Genomic DNA, 20,380 nt, shown 5'->3' with positions numbered 1-20,380 from the left:
ACTAGGGTCTAGAACGTTACCTCAAAAAAGTCCTATGAAGCTCCATACCTTTCCTGCACCCTAGGGGGAGTTTCATAGGCACTCCTTAAATATTCATTTTTATGAAATGAATCATTTCTAATTCAATTCTACATTCGATTTCTGTTGGAGTTCATCATGAAAGTTATGCAGCATTTGACTTTAGCCAGTCTTCTTGCGTTTGGTTCCGCATTCGCAAACGTGGCAATCGCGGAAGATATCTCCCCCGCTAAAGCGTCTGCAAGCGATCAGATGACCTCACAACAGGAATTGATTGCAATATTTTTTGCCGCAGCCAAAACTGGCAATGAAGAAGTGATTAATGAGTTTCTCAAGCATGGTTTTCCAGTCGATGTACGCAATGCCTCGGGTTTTACACCGCTGATGATGGCGACCTATTATGGTCATCAAAATATTGTAACTCGCTTGTTGGAACATGGTGCAGACCGCTGCGCACGTGACAATAAAGGCAACACTGCATTGATGGGTGCCATGTTTAAATTAGAATGGGCGATTGCAAAGCAATTACGCCAAGTGGATTGCGATGCAAATGCCAAAAAAACGGGGCAAAAGACTGCAGAACAGTTTGCACGTGAATTTGGTCAAGAAGAAAAATATCGACAGTTACTCAAAAAATAATGAGCTTGATCGCGCTCAGCTTCAGCAAAAAAATTGAAAAAAGTCGATGAATCGCGGTGATTTATAAGTTATTCCACTAAATCAATCGGCTTTTTATCAATAAAGTATGCTTTAATGCAAAGAGTTGATAAAAACTGAAAGTCTTTATGTCCCCAATCATCCAATCCTTATTAGACACAGATCTGTATAAATTCACCATGCTTCAGGTGGTGTTACACAAATTTCCGCAAACCCATAGTGTGTATCACTTTCGTTGCCGTAACTTGGATGATACAGCCTATCCACTGGTTGAAATTTTGGATGATTTAAACATGCAGCTCGACATGCTTTGTCAGTTGAAGTTTAAAGATGATGAATTGCAGTATTTACGCAGTTTACGTTTTATTAAAAGCGATTTTGTTGATTATCTTGAATTATTTCAGCTTAAACGCCGTTTTATTAAAGCGGGTATTGATGATGAAGGTCGACTCGACATTTGGGTAGAAGGCCCAATGGTTCAAGCGATGATGTTTGAAATCTTTGTTTTAGCCATCGTCAATGAATTATATTTCCAACGTATTCGTACACCAGAAGTTTTAGCCGAAGGTGAGCGCCGTTTACAACATAAGGTTGCCTTGCTGAAGCAGTATGAAGCACGGCAAAATCCAAATGATCCACCATTCTTGGTCTCTGATTTTGGCACGCGTCGTCGTTATAGTTATGCATGGCAAAAGCATGTAATTGAAGAATTAAATCAGGCTTCACCGTATATTTTCCGCGGTACAAGTAATGTTCTGATTGCCAAAGACTTGAACATTACTCCAATTGGTACGATGGCGCATGAGTTCCTACAAGCATTCCAAGCGCTTGATGTTCGTCTACGTAACTTCCAGAAGTCTGCGCTAGAAACATGGGTGCAGGAATACCGCGGTGACTTAGGAATAGCCTTAACGGACGTTGTCGGTATGGATGCGTTCCTACGTGACTTCGATTTGTACTTTGCCAAACTATTCGACGGTTTACGTCATGACAGTGGCGACCCGTATGAATGGGGCGATAAAGCCTATGCACATTACAAAAAGCTTAAAATTGACAGTAAAACCAAAATGCTGACTTTCAGTGATGGCTTGAACATTGAAAAAGCTTGGGATTTACACAATTACTTTAAAGACCGTTTCCAAGTGAGTTTTGGTATTGGCACCAACTTGACCAATGATATGGGACAAACTGCACTGAATATCGTGCTGAAGTTGGTTGAATGTAATGGTCAATCTGTGGCAAAAATTTCCGACAGTCCGGGTAAAACCATGACGGATAATGATACTTTCTTAGCGTATCTACGTCAGGTGTTTGACATCTCTGAGGTTAGCGCTTAAACACAGCATTAGATAAAACTAAAAAAGCCGAATCAATGATTCGGCTTTTTTATATCTAAAATATTGCTAAAGGAATGCAAAAATTCAGAATAATAGTGAAAATGACTTATGCTAAGATCGAATTTAATCGCACAAAATACAACACGAACAACGATGACAGCATCTACACTGAATTTTGGTCTACTGATTGAAGCGGAAGAATTGGTTCCACATCTTGGTAATGAAAAACTACGGATCGTCGATTTGAGTCGTCGTTCGGTTTATGACCAATTGCATATTCCACATGCACTGCATGTGCAGCCGAAACTGTTAGTGCGCCAAGAAGAACAAGCGATGGGGCTTTTACCTGACCAAGCCGGTTTAGAACAGCTCATCAGCTATCTGAATATCAGTCCAGAACATCATGTAGTAGTGTATGACGATGAAGGTGGGGCATGGGCTGGTCGACTGATTTGGAACTTACATTGCCTCGGTTTTGAAAATACCAGTCTCCTCAATGGTGGCATCCATGCTTGGCTTGGGGCAGGCTTACCGACCTCGTCTGAAATTGAGCAATTTGAACCCGTGAGCCCATTGGTTGAAGTAAGTGCAGAGGCGCGTGCTCAGTATCAAACAAACTATGACGAGCTATTGGCTCGTGTACAGCAGGAGCAGATCCAAGTATGGGACTGCCGTACCGAAGATGAATATACAGGCCTACGTTTGGCTGCGCGACGCGGCGGTCACATTCCGGGAGCACGACATTTCGAATGGAGTACTGCCCTTAACCGAGAAAATCATTTAAAATTGCATCCTTTAGAACGCACACAACAACGCTTAGAACAATTGGGATTCAATTTAAACGAACCTGTGGTGGTATATTGTCAGTCTCATCATCGGTCGGGCCTAGCTTATATACTAGGACGTTTACTCGGTTGGAATATTCGAGCTTACGATGGTGCGTGGAGCGAGTGGGGCAACCGACTCGATAGTCCTGTGATCAGCGGAGAGTTGCCGTCTTGAGCCTTACATCTCAGTTAAAAAAACAAATTTTTATTCAAGCTCAGCGTGTTGTTCCACAGCACAAATTATCACGTATCGTCGGTAAATTGGCTGCAAGCGAAAACCCTGTGGTGAAAAATGCTGTGATTACCGCATTTAAAGCACAGTATGGCATCGACATGTCGATTGCTGAGCAAAGTAATGCCCTGAAATTTAAATCATTCAATGAATTTTTCACTCGTTCTTTAAAAGAAGGCGTACGTGTAGTTGATGCAAATGCCAACAGTGTTGTTTCACCCGCAGATGGTGCGATTTCACAACTAGGTAAAATTGAAAATGGTGACGTATTTCAGGCCAAAGGGCAGAAGTTCACCGTTGAAAACCTGATTGCCGATCCACAATTGGCAGAGCCGTTTAAAAATGGGCAGTTTGCTACGGTTTATTTGTCACCAAAAGACTACCACCGTGTACATATGCCATTTGCAGGAACATTGACAGAAACCCTGTATGTACCGGGTGAATTGTTCTCAGTAAACCAGACCACTGCTGAAAATATTCCGGGTTTATTTGCCCGTAATGAACGTATGGTCTGCTTATTTGATACAGAAGTCGGTCGTATGGCGGTTGTATTAGTGGGCGCAATGATCGTGGCAGGTATTGAAACCGTGGCTACAGGTAAAGTTAAACCTACAGGGCGTTTGGAACTGAATCAACACGATTTATTTTTAGAAAAAGGTGCAGAATTGGGCCGTTTCTATTTAGGTTCAACAGCGGTAGTGTTGTTTGAAGAAAACAAAATGCAATGGGATGCGACCTTTAAAGCCAACTCGTCTGTGGTGATGGGCGAAGCTATAGGGCATACCATTTAAGCAATTCCCTCTCCTTTTAGGAGAGGGTTAGGGAGAGGTTTTTGAGCTAAGCTGATGTATTCAAAAAAGAATCCCTTCTAACCTCCCTTTATTAAAGGAATGAATAAAAAAAGCGCCATCAGGCGCTTTTTTTAATTGCAAAATTTAGCGTTTTACGACAATCGAGTCGATACTGCTATGACGTAAAGTTTGCTGTGCAATCACAGCAGCTTCTTGTGAATCATAGGGGCCAGACACGACGCGATACCAAACTTTGCCATTTTCATTACTTTGGATCACATCGGCAGATAAGCCATTTAAAATAATTTCTGCACGACGGGCATCGGCTTGGTCAGGGTCATCATAGCTACGCACTTGCAAAATATAGCTTGCAGGGGCAGGTGTTGTTTCTGTGGCTTCAATACCCGGCTCAGTCGGTGTAGTGGTATCCGTTTCAGGTGCTTCAACGATCACCACGGTTTCTTTAGTATCTGTTTCAGGCACAGCTTGATCTGGAATCGGGGTGACTTGTTGCTGAGGCAACAGATCATAAAAACGGTAATCTTTATTGGTTTCTTCTTGGTAGTGTTCAGAGGTAATTTGACCTTTCGGTTTTACTGGCTCCCATGGCTTCCATAACATTAAGGCCACTAAGAAACTCAACACGATTAAAATGATCACAAGTGTACCTAACCATGCAGGAATCAATGGTTTTTTAGGCTGATTCGGCCGCTCTGATACACCGCGTTGCGTTTTTCCAAACACGAGGAAACCTCTTTAATTTTAATTGTTACGAACCTAGTGGGAACTGACCCAAAACCAAGTTCTGATTATTATATATTACATGACTGTCATGCTGTTTATGTTTAATTTTCACAATTTCAACATCTTCAAGTTTTCATTTAAAGATGACTGAATATCCATGAAAATACAGGCTCATAAAGAGCCTGTATAGGCGTCAATGTATATGGTTCATACATGGACGGATTCTAACGTATACTAAGAATGGCTTACATTGATTCAGGCGCACTCACACCCAATAATTCAAGACCATTGCGTAAAACTTGCTGTACGTTTACAGACAGTAATAAGCGTGCTTGAGTCAGTTCTGCATCATCACCCAAGACTTTATTTTCATTGTACCAACCATGAAACAACGCCGCTAATTCTTTCAAGTAGTTACCCACTTGGTGTGGTTCATAGCTGTTTGCTGCACGAATCACAATTTCAGGGTAAGCCGCAAGTTTAGCAAGAACTTCAGTTTCAGCTTCTAACTCAAGTTTAGCTGCAAATTGACGTGCAGCTTCAGCAGAGAATTGAACGTCTGTCGCAGCAGCTTTTTCGAGCATACGGCAGATACGTGCGTGTGCGTATTGGATGTAGTACACCGCATTGTCTTTACTTTGAGACACAGCAAGGTCTAAGTCGAAGTCAATGTGTTGTTCTGATTTACGCATGACGTAGTAGAAACGAGCAGCATCGTTGCCCACTTCTTTACGTAAGTCACGTAAAGTCACGAATTGACCTGAACGAGATGACATTTGAACCATCTCGCCGCCACGCCATAGGCTCACAAATTGAACCAATAGCACAGTCAATTTTTTAGAATCATAGCCAAGCGCATCAATCGCTGCTTTCACACGTGCAATATAACCGTGGTGGTCTGAACCCCAGATATCAACGATATCGGTATATCCGCGTTGTAGTTTATTTAAGTGATAAGCAATGTCGGATGCGAAGTATGTAGTCTGACCATTACGACGTTTCACAACACGGTCTTTTTCATCACCAAATTCAGTTGATTTGAACCAGATGTTGCCATCTTTTTCGTATAAGAAACCACGTTGATCGAGCATTTGTAATGCTTCATCAATTTTTTCAGTCAAGGTTGCTTCGCTGAACCATTGATTGAAAGTCACGCCAAATTCACCGAGGTCATCTTTAATGTCATCAAGAATGGCTTTCAGCGCAGCTTGATGGAACACACGGTAACCCACAGCCAAATGGTTTTGTGAATTATGAATCAAACCATCAATGTGTTTTTCTTTATCGCCTGAAACAACGACTTTATTGCCTTCGCTATCGAGTTCAGCAGCATATTGCACATCTTCAGGAACATCTTTGTAGATGTCGGCAACAGGGCGTACATAAGCATCGCCATCTTTGTCGATAATGCTTTGTGCGATTTCTTTAACGTAGTCGCCTTGGTATGCATTTTTAGGGAAGACCAGTTGTTGACCGGTCAATTCTAAATAACGCAAGTAAGTCGATGTCGCCAAGATATCCATTTGACGGCCAGCATCGTTGACATAGTATTCACGGTCAACTTTGGCACCTGTTGCCTCAAGGAGATTGGCAACGGTCATACCGTAAGCTGCGCCACGACCATGACCCACGTGTAGGCTAGACGTTGGGTTGGCTGAAACGAATTCCACTTGAACACGTTTTTCAGCATTGGCCTGTGTGCGACCGAACTGATCTTTCTGAGCTTGAATTTGGTCTAAGACAGCAAAACGTTGGTCAGCATTTAAAAAGAAGTTAATAAAGCCAGGACCTGCAATTTCTGCTTTGCTGATATCTGCGACTTCTGGAAGATTTGCCAGAATTTTTTCGGCTAAATCACGCGGCTTCATACCTGCAGCTTTAGAGGCAATCATGGCAATGTTCGACGCAAAGTCACCGTGGCTTCGGTCTTTGGTTCGGGTCAAATTGCTAGTATTGTTCCAGTCAGTTGGGAGTACACCTTCAGCTTGAAGGGATTGCACTGCATGATCGAGCGCTGCTTGTATTGCCGTATTCATAATCAGTCGAAAAATAAATGTCGCAGAAAAACGGTAAATATAGCAAATTTCAGACTCTTTAGGTGAACCCATTTGTTGCGAATAAAAAATATTCGATAAAAGTGGAAGCATTGCTTATATCGAAGTAAAACGATATAAGTAGTTTAGCGATTCAGGATCACTGCTTGAGTATATGGACATGTCACAACCCACCCCTAAAATTTTTGGCAATGTGCCGAAGTTAGCTGCACGCTGGGCGCTGATTATCGTGCCGTTTATTTTATCCTGTCTTATGAGCGGTATTATTTCGTTTATTAATATGCTCAGAAATTTAGGGTGGTTTGAGGGATTTCTGACACTATGGCTGCATAATTGGATGATTTCATGGGCAATTGCTTTTCCCATTGTGCTGATTTTATTGCCGTTTGTTCGAAAGTTTACAGGCCTGCTGGTTGATATGTCAGGGCCACAGCCACCTGCAAAATAAGCCTGCATGTAAGTCACAGTTGAGTAAAACGGTGACTTACTGCATTTCGCTTTAAATATTTATAGGCTATCGCGACAACTTACTGCTTTAGAGAGTAATTCGGCTTTGTTGTTTTGGAAGGTATAGAGTTTTGAGGAATTAAACACTTTAATGACTTTGGCCTGAGCGACAGCGGTTTTAAAGCTTTGGAACTTTTGCTGATGGGCTGTCTCAAACGGATTTCCAAAGTTTTTATTGTCGAGCAGAATTTGAATTTGCCCCACATTTGTATCATGTGCTTTTAGGATCTCTTGGCCATCCGCGTTGCTTATACTGAAAGTTGGGCGCTGAGTGCTGATTTTGCAATTTAACTTGAAGCTCAAAGTGAAATTATCTGCCGATTTATTTTTGAGGGTAGATATGCCTTGTTGATCATTTTCAATATAGACCCACTGATTTTTCGGCATATTGGTCAGTAGGGTTTCTAACTGTTGTTGGGTACTTTTGCTGATATCGACAGTGCCTTTTTTATCGATTTCAGGGGCTTTTTCTTTACCGAGCATGCCCATCACTTTGTCGCTGACTGTGCTACTGGTTTTGGAAATGGTCTGGCAAGCGCTTAAGCTACTGATGATTAGAATGAATGGTAGTGTATAGATGGCAGGTAAATGCATAGATTTTATTGTTCTATTAAATTTTCGGATCGGCAAAGTTTAACGGTTCTACGCATAAAGCTCAAACCTGCGGCCAATCTCCTTTGAGGAGGACTGCTGCAGGCGGCTAAAGCAGCCATTCTACACAGGCACGAATAATCCCCAGTGCGAGGCCAATAAAACCACCGACCACGACACCATTGACTCGAATCATATGCAAGTCGCCACCGACTTCGTTTTCGATCTTATCGATCATTTCACGTGAGTCCCATTCATGTATACGTTCACTGATAAACCGAATGACTTTTTCGCTGTATTGATCAGAGAGATTGATGGCAATATCACTCATTTTTTCATTCAACAATTGGCGTACAGCGACGTTAGAAACAATATTTTCGCCCACTTGTTGAATGGCGACGCGTAGGTTTTGTGCAATGCCAGAGTTGGGCTTTTCTAAATCAGAACGAATGGCATCGCATAAAATCACCACTGCGCCACTGATAAAATTCAACATTTGTGGACTATCGAGCATGGCGTCTTTGGTGCTATTCAAACGTTGGCTGGCTACACTTTGATTGTCTGCCAACTCATGCATGAGTTGCTGTGCCATTTCTTCAATTTTTCGACGCCACGGGTGTTCATGGTCGGCAAGCATGGACTCGACACGACTGACCAGTGAATCAATGGTGCGCTGCTGGACATCAATACCAATCCAGCTCGCACCTTTGGCGAGCTTCCAAACCCCGAGTTCTTTAAACAACTGACGCGACAAATCACGGGTTTGTTCAGGGTGTTGTAGCATCCAATCATGGGCTAAATCCAGTCCACGTTGCAGGACATCTTGATGGAAATCATTTTCTAAAACTGCCCGCAGCATTTCACTGGCTAGATGGTTGACTTGCGTATTGCGCACCCATTGCACGCTGTTATTTTGGATAAAGCGTCCAATTTGTTCCTGACCGACAAATTCGAAGATTTTCGGTACGGTTTGTTGAATGACTTGGGTCACTTGCGCATTATTGTGCGGGTTGGCCAACCATTTCCCGACGGCAAGAGAGAGATCCGTCTCCGCTAAGCTTTTTTCAACCACTTGTGGTGAAAGAAAATTTTCCTGAACAAAACGGCCCATGGACTCAGCAATGCGTGCTTTATTGCGTGGAATAATTTCAGTGTGATCACGTAAAAATTTGGGAATCGGAATACGACCAAAGGGATTGCGAAATAAGACAGTTATCGCATACCAGTCTGCCAAACCACCAACCACGCCAGCTTCTGCTGAAAGCATCAAAATATGAATGAGCCAAACATATTCGGGCAGCAATTTAGCTGCGATCATCAATGCAATCCACGCCAGCACCGCCACCACCAAAGCAATGGTGGCGAAGCGTTTACTGCGTTGCAGACTAGGTGAAACAGCGGGCTGTTCAGTTGGGCTCATCAATGATCGGGTCTCTATGGGTTGACTTATTTAGAGGTGGGCTCAGCGGCTACAGGCAAAGGATTTCCTTGGCTGTCTAAACCATATTTAGCTCCGAGTGACTGCAAAATCAAGCGAGCATCAAAGGCATCCTGAGGGGCTTTGGCACGATCTTTATAGCAAGTAATACTGTAGGAAACTTGAGTTGGATCGAGTGTGACCACCTGTGGAACGTCATAAAACGGGCCTGGCCAAAAACCAGGATGGCGACGGTAATAGCCATATGGATAAGGCATTGGGTCTGGGTAAATCACCGCTTGGCGCGGCGGTTTTTGACTCCGATTACTCGGGTCATCCATGACTTTAAAATATTGAAAGCCATTGTGTAGGGTGGTTTGAGCGGCTTTAACCAAGGTGATTTCTTCGGCAGTACCATAGCTCATATTGGGTCTAGCTTGGAAGCTAATCCGATAGCTTTGAGCATTTAATGGTGTCGCAGAATATTGACCGAGTTGTTCAAAGGTCAAAGGTTTTGATGGGGTTGTGGCACAGCCAGTTAAACCGAGTGCTGCGGTTATGGCTGCTGCGATAATGAGTTTGTTCATGCGCATACTCCTGTTTAATCGGTTCATGGCAAGGGGAGATACTGGCCAAAAGCCGTCAATTAAAAGCTAGAATTGGGCTGGGTTAAAAATTCCAATTCCTCTGCTGTAGATGTTCTGCCCAATACCGCATTGCGATGCGGGTAACGTCCAAATCGATCGATAATCACTTTATGCTTTTTTTCAAATTCTAAGTTGATCGGATTGCCCAGTTGCTCAAATAATTTTAACGCGCTTTGATGGATTTTTGTCGATTCGCTATGCATAAAGGGCATATATAAAAATGAGCGCTGTTCAGGGCTTAATTGTAGATCTAAACCCTGCGCGATGGCTTCTTGTGCAAGCGCCAAAGCCAGTGCATCTTGGGCAAAAGCCAAGCCAGAGTCACGGAATAAATTTCTAGAAAATTGATCTAAAACAATAATTTCAGCCAATCGACCTTCGGCAGTAGTACGCCATTGCCACAGTTCTGCTTGACTGGCCGCTTGATGGATGTCTTTAAACTTTTTTTCGATTAAAACATCAAAATTATTGCTTTTAGCGAACCAATTGGGCTGATTTTCTGGGTTAAACCAAAATTCGAGAATATCTTGATAATTCATAAGTTTTAAGCATTATTAGCATATATTTGTTTATAAAATCACAAATTTCAAATGTCATATAGAGTAAGTTTGTGATAAAAAATTGCCAAAATAAAATCACGGTTTGTCTCAAAACTATACAGTGGGTCATATGCCCACTTCAAATCGCGTTATACTGATATAAACTGATGATTTTATTTTAGTAGTTTCTTCCATTTAAGCGAGATAGCAATGAGTCAACCCGAATCGACCTCTCAAGACATTTTACCGACTTGGGTAGATTCTTCGCTGATTAAAGGAATGTTGCGCGGTATTGAGCGTGAAAGCTTACGTATGCAAAGCAACGGTTTCTTGTCTCAGGCCGACCATCCCCAAGCCTTGGGTGCGGCTTTGACTCATCCGCATATTACGACAGACTATTCTGAAGCTTTGATGGAATTTATCACGCCGCCAAAAGAAACCATTACAGAGGCGTTGAACTATCTGCAAGATATTCATGCTGTTGCGCATACGCATTTGGAACATGGTGAAAAACTTTGGCCGTTGTCGATGCCATGCATGTTGGATAAAGACGAAGACAGTATTCGTTTAGCGCAATATGGCAGCTCGAATATTGGGCGCTTTAAAACCTTGTATCGTCGTGGTTTAGGGGTGCGCTATGGTCGCCGTATGCAGACCATTTCAGGGGTACATTATAATTTATCTTTCCCAGATCATTTCTTTGAAGCACTGCAACAGCACGAAACTGACGACGCCCTCAAGGCATTGAGCTTACAGGATTATCGCAGTCATCGTTATTTCGGCTTGATCCGTAATTTTATTCGTTTAACGCCATTGGTGATGTTTTTGGTTGGGGCGAGTCCGTCGGTGTGTAAATGTTTTATGATCGGACGTGAACATCAGCTGTTACCGCTCTTAAAAGGCACGTTATTTTTACCTTATGCAACGGCACTGCGTATGGGAAATTTTGGTTATCAAAATTCGGCACAAAAACAGTTAGGGATTCACTACAACGACATTCAGGCGTATTTGAAAGGTTTGCAAAAAGCGGTCCATACCCCATATGCCGCATTTAGTCATTTAGGTTTAAATGATGAACACGGTGATCCGATTCAAATTAATGACCATGTGTTGCAAATTGAAAATGAATACTACAGTTTGGTTCGTCCGAAACAAGTGCCACAGGATGGTGAAACACCGTCTGAAGCCCTGCAAAATCGTGGCGTAGGTTATGTTGAATTACGCGCGGTAGACGTCAATCCTTATAGCCCGATTGGGATCAATGAAAACACGGCAGGCTTGCTCGAAGTGGTGGCTTTGTACTGTTTATTGCAAGACAGTCCAGCGTTGTTAGATGCCGAACAAAATGAAATTGAGAAAAATCAGGCGGAAGTAGTGAACCGTGGTCGTGCGCCAAACGCAGTGATTTTACAGCAAGGGCAAGCGATTCCAATTGAAACATGGTGTCGTACACATGTTGCTGCGATGCAACCGTTGGCTGAATTACTAGATGATTCTTACAATACAGATATTTACACTCAGGCAATGGCTGTGATGCAATCACGCATCGATGAAGTCGATGAAACATTGTCGGCACGTATGATTAGCGATACTTTAGAACAAGGTGGAACTTGGGGCTTTGGTAGCTTTATGGCCTTACAACATGCTGAAGTGTATGAGCAGCATGTCTTGAGCCCTGAAACTGCAGCATATTTTGCACAAGCTGCTGAGAAGTCTTTAGAAAAACAGGCGCAACTTGAGCAAGACTGCACCTTGAGTTTTGAAGAATATTTGAAAAACTTTAGATAAAAAATTTTAAGAGGATTTACCATGAAATGGAGTTTCCGCTTCGTGAGTGGTTTGTTGTTTTTAGCCAGCGTGATCGGTATGTCTTTTGCGCTGTTTTTAGAACATGTACAAGGCTTAGAACCATGTCCGTTGTGCGTATTCCAACGTATTGGTTTGATTGGACTCGGCATCATTTCATTGATTGCATTGATTCACAATCCAGCATCGAATTGGGGTAAACGCATTTACGCATTGTTGGGGACACTATCAATTCTTTGGTCTACTGGGGTGGCTGCGCGTCATATTTGGCTGCAAAACTTACCGCCAGACAAAGTACCGAGCTGTGGCCCAGGACTGGATTATTGGGTAGAAACGCTGCCGTTAAAATCGGTCTTTGAGCAAGTGCTGACAGGCTCTGGTGAATGTGCCAAAGTGGATTGGACGTTCTTGGGGCAATCGTTACCGGTTTGGTCATTGGTGTTTTTTGCGGTATTAACCTTGCTCAGTCTTTGGCAGTTATTGCGTAAATATCCAAGCAAACCAGTCCCACGTTTACGTGATAAATTTTAATTTAGTGATACATAAAAAAGCCCTCAGTTGAGGGCTTTTTTTTATGAGTCTCAATGGGGGGTACGTTAGGTTAGGGCAATGCCTTCCACACTTTCCAAGTCCATCATAAATTCATAGATATGATCACAAGCTTTATCGTCATTGTTTGGATAGAACCAATGCACGATTTGCTCAGCCACTTGCGGATGATGCTGAATTTCGAAATGGTTCAAGCCATAAAAAATCGCTTTATGTGAATCTGGCACTTTCAGTTGATACCGTGCATTTGGGTGTTCTCCTAACGCACTTTTTACGCTGACCAAATAATCTCCAATCACATGTCGAGTTTTATTGCGACGATGTTCATATTCGATGGTCCCTGCAACGAGGTAGGTATTGATATGCGATGGAATCGGGGCTGGTTTACGGTTGTCGTCCATGAGTCCAATACGGACATCATTATGTTCCCAATCATCATCACGCACGCTGCCATAGCGCAAATCTAAAATGCCGTTACTGCGAATATTCACCACGTGGCCCACGATTTTGACCAAAGGGAAACGCCCCAATTGATCTTGCAGATGAAATCCGATACGTTCAAGCACAGCACCATGATGCGGTGAGCCTAAGCAGACTAGATTTTCGACTTGATGAATCCATTGATACATATTTTGTTTGCCATAAAAAATGGCACTACGGGACACTAAGCCCCCCATACTATGACCAATTAAGTCGATACTGGTAATACCCGGGTTGCGACGGACCAAATCTTCTAATGTATTGGCAAGGCTGCGACCATTGGTCGAGATACGACGACCCGTGTTGTAATTTAAATACAGCATGGTGTTGTGGTCACGTTGTGACAGTAATTTTTCACCAATGCCGCCATATTTGGCTGTCGACCATGACAGATGATTCATGCAGAGCCCATGAATCAACAGGGTAATACGACCGTTTAATTCGCCTTTTTGTACCGCACCATAATGGTCGTAAACCACCATCGGTAAGGCCATCGGGTTGTGATATTTCAGTAAATAGTCGCCCAAAACCCCATTCAGCGCCCCCACTAAAAAATGTAAAGACGGCGTGAGGGGTTTGTCGTGTAAGCGTGGGAATTTTTCAATAATGCTACGCAGCGTCGGTGCGAGTAAATAATTGCCATAATTGAAAAAGGTGTTGTAAGAAAATTCATAAATCCGTGCAATGGTCGGCTGCTTATGAAAGGCTTTCGAGCCTTGTTCGCTCATTCCAAAAATACTGATTAAAATTTCACGTTGAATGTTTTTGATCAAGTCATGCACGACATCACTAAAACGCATTGTCACGAGTTGTGCCAAACCTTCCAGCACATCTGCTTGACTGGGTGGAGTGCGGTCCCATTTACAATAGGTTTCATGCAATGGTGTTAAGCTAGGCATAATGTTCCTATCCTTACATTCAATGCTATCCCTCGATTGTATTTATTACTGGAATAGCCTGAAGTTTCATTGTTTATTTTATAAAATTCTCACGAACAGCTTTTACAATACCGATAACAGACCTGTCGGTGAATGCCTTTTGTCTGACAATTTTACTAAAAATTCAAATTTAGAAAATGTGACGCAGTTAGCACTTATATGCCACTTTTAAAGCAATTTAAAGATCAATTTGGAATCAAAATGATGAATATTGTGTATTTGCATGGTTTTCAAAGTAACTCAAATTCAGTGAAAGGACAGATACTGCGGCGCCATTGCGCAGACTTAAATGGTCTGCATGTGTATTTGCCAGATTTGAATATGCCACCACTACAGGTAATGCAGCAGATGTCAGAGCTGATTGAAGGTTTGGATAATGTGGTTTTGGTCGGTAGCAGTTTAGGTGGCTTTTATGCGACGCAGTTGATGGCACGCCATCACATTCCTGCGGTGCTCATCAATCCTGCGGTCTATCCATGGCAATTATTTCGTGATTTATTTGGTGAGACGGCATTGCCTTATCAGGTGACTGAAACGTGGTGCTTGGATGATGCACAGCTCAATCAAATGCAGGCTTTGGCTGTATCTAAGGTTGAAAATGCAGATCAACTGTTGGTCTTGCTCCAACAAGGTGATGAAACCTTGGATTATCGTGATGCCACTAGGTTTTATAGTGCGGTTCAAGCCGGCACGGCTATGCTGATCACTGAGGTGGGTGGAACGCATGGCATGGATAACTTTGCAGAAAAAATACCCATGCTCTTGCAGTTTTTGGCAGATGCTGTAAAAAATAAGCGGGCATAAGAAAAGCGAAATCAGTTTAATCATACAAAAAAGCAGCTTTACGACATGAATTGACGCATAAATTGACTAAGAAAATGGCGGCTGATCGCAAGAGATATGCAATTTATTAAAAAAGCATATACTGTAGCGCTCGAAGAAATGTTTTAACCAAAAAGCAGGGAATTTTGCAACGTGACGCAATATACGGCTCAATCACTTGAAGTTTTATCTGGCCTGGATCCGGTACGTCGCCGTCCGGGTATGTATACAGACACTACACGACCAAACCATTTGGCGCAGGAAGTGATAGATAACTCCGTCGATGAAGCGCTTGCAGGTCATGCCAACAAAATTACTGTGACGGTTTATAAAGATGGTTCTTTGTCGGTAGAAGACAATGGACGCGGTATGCCTGTTGATATTCATCCTGAGTATGGTCAAAGCGGGATTGAAATTATTCTGACCAAATTACATGCCGGTGGTAAGTTCAGTACCGATAACTACCAATTCTCAGGTGGTTTACACGGTGTGGGTATTTCGGTGGTGAACGCACTGTCAGATCGTGTTGAAGTGGAAGTTCAGCGTCAAGGCAATCTATATAAAATGGCCTTTGAACATGGCGTTCCTGTGGCACCGCTTGAGGTGTTGGAAGGTAAATGCGCTAAACGTGCAACGGGTACTACCGTGCATTTTTGGCCTGAAGCCAAATATTTTGATTCGCCTAAATTTGCGCTGAAAGCCTTAAAACACAACTTAAAAGCCAAGGCTGTTTTGGCGGCAGGCTTGCAGATTATTTATATCGATCAAATCAACAACGAAAAGATCGAATGGCAATTTGAAAATGGTTTAGTCGACTATTTGATGGATGAGCTGCAAGACCGTGACATCGTTCCTGTTCCTGCATTTGTGGCGATTGGTGAAGCTGAACGTGCTAGTGCTGAATTTGCCATTTGCTGGAACGTTGAAGGCGGCGAACAGATTCAAGAAAGTTATGTCAATTTGATTCCAACTGCGCAAGGCGGTACACATGTCAACGGTTTACGTTCGGGTGTGACAGATGCGATTCGTGAGTTCTGTGAATTACGTAACTTGTTGCCGCGTAATATGAAGCTGTCTGCCGAAGATGTGTGGGATGGTGTCAACTTTATTCTGTCTTTAAAATTCCAAGAGCCACAATTTTCGGGTCAAACTAAAGAACGACTTTCAAGCCGTGAAGCCTCTAGTGTGGTGTTAAATATTGCCAAAGATGCCTTTGCACTGTGGCTGAATCAAAACTCCGATATTGCTATGCAACTGGCAGAAATGGTGATTGCCAAGGCCGGTCGCCGTTTAAAAGCTGCGAAAAAAGTTGAACGTAAGAAAATCGTTTCAGGTCCAGCTTTACCGGGTAAACTGGCTGACTGTGTGGGGCATACCCTCGAAGAATCAGAACTGTTTATTGTGGAAGGGGATTCTGCAGGTGGTTCTGCCAAACAAGCACGTGATAAGAACTTCCAAGCGATCATGCCGATCCGCGGTAAGATTTTAAATACTTGGGAAGTGTCTTCTGATGAAGTTTTAGCATCGCAAGAAGTACATGATATTGCGATTGCGATTGGTGTAGATCCGGGCAGTGATGATTTGTCAGAACTACGTTATGGAAAGATTTGTATCTTGGCCGATGCCGACTCGGATGGTTTGCACATTGCGACTTTACTCTGCGCACTGTTCGTCAAACATTTCCATACTTTGGTTGAGGAAGGACATCTGTTTGTGGCGATGCCACCGCTGTTCCGTATAGATGACAATAAAGATGTGCACTATGCTTTGGATGAGGATGAACTGGAAAGCATCTTAAAGAAATGTAAAACCAAAAATCCTCAAATCACTCGATTTAAAGGATTGGGCGAGATGAACGCGAGTCAGCTGCGTGAAACGACTATGGATCCCAATACACGTCGTTTAGTGCAACTGGACTTGGATGACGTACAGTTTACTTCAGGTTTACTCGACAAATTATTGGCGAAGAAACGCTCTTCAGACCGTAAACACTGGCTAGAGCAGAAGGGTAATTTGGCCGATTTGGCGGTTTAAAATTGCAATAAGAAAAAAACCACGCAAGTGGTTTTTTTTGCTTTAAATTTAGGAAAAGCTGCATGATTTGTGTGCTAAAACACCGTATTTTTTGAAAAACGTCGCAAAATTGTTCAATTATAGGTCAAGTGTTGGATACAAGTTTGTATGCATCTTTGTGGTGATTTTACGGTGTTTGGATCGAACCATAAAAAATTACAAGCAAGTTTTTTGAATATAACTATATGAAAAATAATATTTAAAAATAAATAAAAGCACTCAATCAAAATAAAAAATAAGGCTTGGCACAGTTATTGAATTGCTCTGTTGTGATGAAAGACAACAAATGCATTTTAAAAATGTGACTTACAAGCTTAGGTTGGGAGTGTGAATAATGTTTCAACGCAATGTATTTGCTAAAAGTATTTTAGCGGCAACGATGACTGGGGCGATTGCTTTAACGGGCTGTTCAAAACCTGCAGAAGAAAAAACAGAAAGTGCTGCATCTGAACCAAAAGCGGCTGCAGCAAGTGGCGATACTATTAAAGTCGGGATCTTACATTCGCTGTCAGGCACGATGGCGATCTCAGAAACTTCTCTTAAAGATACGGCCTTGATGGCGATTAATGAAATTAATGCCAATGGCGGGGTATTGGGCAAAAAACTAGAACCTGTGGTGGTTGATCCGGCATCGGACTGGCCATTATTTGCGGAAAAAACCCGTCAGTTGATTACCCAAGACAAAGTAGCCGTGATTTTTGGTTGCTGGACGTCGGTATCTCGTAAGTCGGTTCTACCCGTGGTTGAAGAATTAAATGGCTTATTGTTCTACCCTGTTCAGTATGAAGGTCAGGAACAGTCTAAAAATATTTTCTACACGGGTGCAGCACCGAATCAGCAAGCGATTCCTGCTGTCGAATATCTGATGAGTGAAGAGGGTGGTAAGGCAGAACGCTTTGTACTGTTGGGCACAGACTATGTTTACCCACGCACTACCAACAAAATCTTACGTGCATTCTTGAAGTCGAAAGGCATTGCCGATGCAGACATCATGGAAGAATATACCCCATTTGGTCATAGCAACTATCAAACCATTGTGGGCAATGTGAAGAAGTTTGCGGCAGGGAAAAAGACGGCTGTGATCTCGACCATTAACGGCGATTCAAATGTGCCGTTCTATCGTGAATTGGGTAACCAAGGCATCAAAGCTGCGGATATTCCAGTGATGGCGTTCTCTGTAGGTGAAGAGGAGTTACGCGGTATCGACACCAAACCGCTGGTTGGACACTTGGCATCGTGGAACTACTTCATGTCGGTGAAAAATCCAGTGAATACTGAATTCATCAATAAAATGAAGCAGTATGCCGTGGAGTACAAATTGCCAAATGCCGATAAATTTGTGACCAATGACCCGATGGAAGCTACCTATGTCGGCATCAATATGTGGAAACAAGCGGTAGAAAAAGCAGGAAGCACAGATGTCGATAAAGTGCGTGAAGCTATGGCCGGCCAAGAATTTAAAGCGCCATCGGGCTATACCTTGCAAATGGATGCGTCGAACCATCATTTGCATAAACCAGTCATGATTGGTCAGATCCGTGCCGATGGTCAGTTTGATGTGGTACACAAAACCGCAAAAACCATTGCTGCAGAGCCATGGAGCCCGTACATCCCTAAATAATTCAATCCGAATGCCTACTGCCATTGTGTAACAGGCATTTTTTGATGTGATCCCTAGAAGGGGTTGTTCTATTACTCAATAGGGATGCTTATAAGATGAAAAAATTACGCAATTTCCCGATCTTTTTTCTATTCCTGAGCCAATTATTCTGTCTGCAAATCGTGCATGCAGAAACAGCAGCGGATGTGGTGCCTACGGTGCAATCTGTGCAGCAAGGTGACGCCATTCAGCAATTTGTTCGCGGGAGTTTTACCGAGCGACGCAGCTTACTCAATCAATGGCCGGGCGATATTGAATCCTTAGATCAGTTGGCCGCATTGGTCGAAAAAGACCAGTTATATAGTGGTCAAAGCGGTCAAACCTATATTTTAGAAACTGACGAAAAATTATTGAGCTATCCAGATTTGCAAACCGTGACGGATTGGCCTGCCGATTTATCTCAAGTGACTTTGGTGAATACCCTTCGTAAAGCCTTAACTTTTGCGCAAGCGAAAGAAAAGCTGCAATCGGATGATTTAAACCAACGTTTGGATGCAATTGATATTTTAGAAAATAACTTGGCTGAGTTGGAAGTTAAAAATATTAATCAATTGTATTTAAATGAAAAAAATAACAAAGTTAAAGCCCGTTTAGCGCAGCTCAAAGCACGCTTAGATTATCAAAACCCTGATGTTTTACAAAAAATACAGGCGGCCAAAGTGCTGCAAGATTCTAACCGTCCCGATGTGTTGGCGATGGTGGAACAGGAATTACAACAAGCCAATCTGCATCCCGAGTTAAAAGCCGCACTGACAGAAGCCAAGAGCAATATTAAAACTCGTATTCAGGCCAGTGAATGGACTGGACATGTCTTTTCAGGTCTCAGCACGGCCAGTATTTTACTACTGGCGGCGTTGGGCTTAGCCATTACGTATGGTCTGCTAGGCGTGATTAACATGGCGCATGGTGAACTGATCATGATCGGGGCCTATACCACTTATGTGGTGCAAAGCCTGTTTAAGAGTTATCTCAGTAGCTATGTCGATTGGTACTTGATTGCCGCGATTCCTGCTGCATTTTTTGTTAGCGCTTTGATCGGCATGTTGATTGAACGTACTGTTATTCGTCCCTTGTATGGTCGTCAATTGGAAACGCTATTAGCCACCTTTGGTGTGAGCTTAATTTTGATGCAAGTGGTGCGTATGGTTTTTGGTGCGCAGAACGTTGAGGTGTCAAATATTTCATGGCTGTCAGGAGGGATCGCTGTGACACCGAGTCTGATGCTGCCTTATAACCGCATTGCCATTATTGGCTTTACCGTTGCGGTACTGTTGTTGCTGGTTTACTTGCTGAATAAAACCCGCTTTGGTTTATTTGTTCGTGCCGTGACGCAAAACCGTCAAATGGCACAGGCCGTAGGTATCCGTTCTAGCCGCATTGACATGATGGCTTTTGGCTTAGGTTCGGGGCTTGCAGGTCTGGCAGGTTGTGCCTTAGCACAAGTCGGCAATGTCGGTCCTGACCTAGGACAAAACTATATTATCGATGCGTTCTTGGTGGTTGTGGTGGGCGGTGTTGGCCAAGTATGGGGCGCAGTATTGGCGGCTTTAGGTTTAGGTGTCAGTGGCACAGTGCTGGAAATCGGCATGGGTGCAGTCTTAGCAAAAATTATTCTACTGGTTCTTGTGATTTTGTTTATTCAAAAACGTCCACAAGGTTTGTTTGCCATCAAAGGCCGTTTTGTGGAGTAA

General features: G+C 42.9%; 18 protein-coding genes. 11 read left to right on the top strand and 7 right to left on the bottom strand.

Annotated features, from left to right (window positions below; translation table 11 throughout):
- The first annotated feature begins 156 nt into the window (after window positions 1-156).
- The 4 genes from FTU13_RS09130 (at window position 157) to asd (ending at window position 3,862) form a co-directional block, all read left to right on the top strand.
- A complete protein-coding gene (locus FTU13_RS09130; RefSeq protein WP_078190612.1) occupies window positions 157-657 on the top strand; it encodes an ankyrin repeat domain-containing protein in 501 nt (166 codons plus the stop codon).
- Between the two features lie 146 nt (window positions 658-803).
- On the top strand, window positions 804-2,012 hold the full coding sequence (gene pncB / locus FTU13_RS09125) for a nicotinate phosphoribosyltransferase (RefSeq protein ID WP_180127462.1): 1,209 nt from the start codon (window positions 804-806) through the stop codon (window positions 2,010-2,012).
- Window positions 2,013-2,165: 153 nt separating this feature from the next.
- Entirely contained in the window at window positions 2,166-3,014 is an 849-nt protein-coding gene (locus FTU13_RS09120; RefSeq protein WP_180127526.1) for a sulfurtransferase, read from the top strand.
- Window positions 3,011-3,862, top strand: a complete 852-nt coding sequence (gene asd / locus FTU13_RS09115; RefSeq protein ID WP_180092672.1) for an archaetidylserine decarboxylase — start codon at window positions 3,011-3,013, stop codon at window positions 3,860-3,862. The genes FTU13_RS09120 and asd overlap by 4 nt, the downstream gene beginning before the upstream one ends.
- A 144-nt stretch (window positions 3,863-4,006) precedes the next feature.
- Here asd and FTU13_RS09110 read toward each other — a convergent pair whose 3' ends face one another.
- Both FTU13_RS09110 and argS read right to left on the bottom strand, forming a co-directional pair.
- The gene (locus FTU13_RS09110; protein ID WP_078193250.1) at window positions 4,007-4,606 is read right to left on the bottom strand and encodes an SPOR domain-containing protein; all 600 of its coding nucleotides are present in this window, start codon (window positions 4,604-4,606) and stop codon (window positions 4,007-4,009) included.
- Window positions 4,607-4,851: 245 nt separating this feature from the next.
- Window positions 4,852-6,642 carry an arginine--tRNA ligase gene (argS, locus tag FTU13_RS09105; RefSeq protein ID WP_180127525.1) on the bottom strand — a complete coding sequence of 597 codons (1,791 nt, stop codon included), beginning with the start codon at window positions 6,640-6,642 and terminating at the stop codon, window positions 4,852-4,854.
- 178 nt (window positions 6,643-6,820) lie between these two features.
- Between argS and FTU13_RS09100 the strand changes: the two genes are divergently transcribed.
- Entirely contained in the window at window positions 6,821-7,108 is a 288-nt protein-coding gene (locus FTU13_RS09100; RefSeq protein WP_372491143.1) for a DUF2798 domain-containing protein, read from the top strand.
- A 59-nt stretch (window positions 7,109-7,167) separates the two neighbouring features.
- Here FTU13_RS09100 and FTU13_RS09095 read toward each other — a convergent pair whose 3' ends face one another.
- The 4 genes from FTU13_RS09095 to FTU13_RS09080 form a co-directional block, all read right to left on the bottom strand.
- Window positions 7,168-7,761, bottom strand: coding sequence for a hypothetical protein (locus FTU13_RS09095; RefSeq protein WP_180127460.1), 594 nt, complete (start codon window positions 7,759-7,761; stop codon window positions 7,168-7,170).
- 106 nt (window positions 7,762-7,867) lie between these two features.
- Window positions 7,868-9,178, bottom strand: coding sequence for a DUF445 domain-containing protein (locus tag FTU13_RS09090; RefSeq protein WP_180127458.1), 1,311 nt, complete (start codon window positions 9,176-9,178; stop codon window positions 7,868-7,870).
- Between the two features lie 26 nt (window positions 9,179-9,204).
- Window positions 9,205-9,762 carry a hypothetical protein gene (locus FTU13_RS09085; protein WP_078193246.1) on the bottom strand — a complete coding sequence of 186 codons (558 nt, stop codon included), beginning with the start codon at window positions 9,760-9,762 and terminating at the stop codon, window positions 9,205-9,207.
- Between the two features lie 59 nt (window positions 9,763-9,821).
- Window positions 9,822-10,361: a DUF924 family protein gene (locus tag FTU13_RS09080; RefSeq protein ID WP_078190604.1), complete on the bottom strand. Its 540-nt coding sequence runs from the start codon at window positions 10,359-10,361 to the stop codon at window positions 9,822-9,824.
- A 210-nt stretch (window positions 10,362-10,571) separates the two neighbouring features.
- On the opposite strand from FTU13_RS09080, the gene gshA reads away from it, so the two are divergent.
- Both gshA and FTU13_RS09070 read left to right on the top strand, forming a co-directional pair.
- The gene (gene gshA / locus FTU13_RS09075) at window positions 10,572-12,149 is read left to right on the top strand and encodes a glutamate--cysteine ligase (protein ID WP_180127456.1); all 1,578 of its coding nucleotides are present in this window, start codon (window positions 10,572-10,574) and stop codon (window positions 12,147-12,149) included.
- Window positions 12,150-12,170: 21 nt separating this feature from the next.
- Window positions 12,171-12,698, top strand: a complete 528-nt coding sequence (locus tag FTU13_RS09070; protein WP_180127454.1) for a disulfide bond formation protein B — start codon at window positions 12,171-12,173, stop codon at window positions 12,696-12,698.
- A 65-nt stretch (window positions 12,699-12,763) separates the two neighbouring features.
- Here the strand turns inward: FTU13_RS09070 and FTU13_RS09065 are convergent, their stop codons facing one another.
- Complete coding sequence (locus FTU13_RS09065) at window positions 12,764-14,095, bottom strand: alpha/beta hydrolase (protein ID WP_078193243.1); 1,332 nt, start codon at window positions 14,093-14,095, stop codon at window positions 12,764-12,766.
- Between the two features lie 243 nt (window positions 14,096-14,338).
- Between FTU13_RS09065 and FTU13_RS09060 the strand changes: the two genes are divergently transcribed.
- From FTU13_RS09060 to urtB, 4 genes are all read left to right on the top strand, one after another.
- On the top strand, window positions 14,339-14,938 hold the full coding sequence (locus tag FTU13_RS09060) for a YqiA/YcfP family alpha/beta fold hydrolase (RefSeq protein WP_180127524.1): 600 nt from the start codon (window positions 14,339-14,341) through the stop codon (window positions 14,936-14,938).
- A 171-nt stretch (window positions 14,939-15,109) separates the two neighbouring features.
- Window positions 15,110-16,990, top strand: a complete 1,881-nt coding sequence (parE, locus tag FTU13_RS09055) for a DNA topoisomerase IV subunit B (protein WP_180127452.1) — start codon at window positions 15,110-15,112, stop codon at window positions 16,988-16,990.
- Window positions 16,991-17,363: 373 nt separating this feature from the next.
- Entirely contained in the window at window positions 17,364-18,650 is a 1,287-nt protein-coding gene (gene urtA, locus FTU13_RS09050) for an urea ABC transporter substrate-binding protein (RefSeq protein WP_180127450.1), read from the top strand.
- 95 nt (window positions 18,651-18,745) lie between these two features.
- A complete protein-coding gene (gene urtB / locus FTU13_RS09045; RefSeq protein WP_180127448.1) occupies window positions 18,746-20,380 on the top strand; it encodes an urea ABC transporter permease subunit UrtB in 1,635 nt (544 codons plus the stop codon).

It is taken from the genome of Acinetobacter sp. YH12064 (assembly GCF_013419735.1).
Lineage (GTDB): Bacteria > Pseudomonadota > Gammaproteobacteria > Pseudomonadales > Moraxellaceae > Acinetobacter > Acinetobacter amyesii.
The sequence above is the reverse complement of the archived record's forward strand: the minus strand, read 5'-3'. Positions and strand labels throughout refer to the sequence as shown.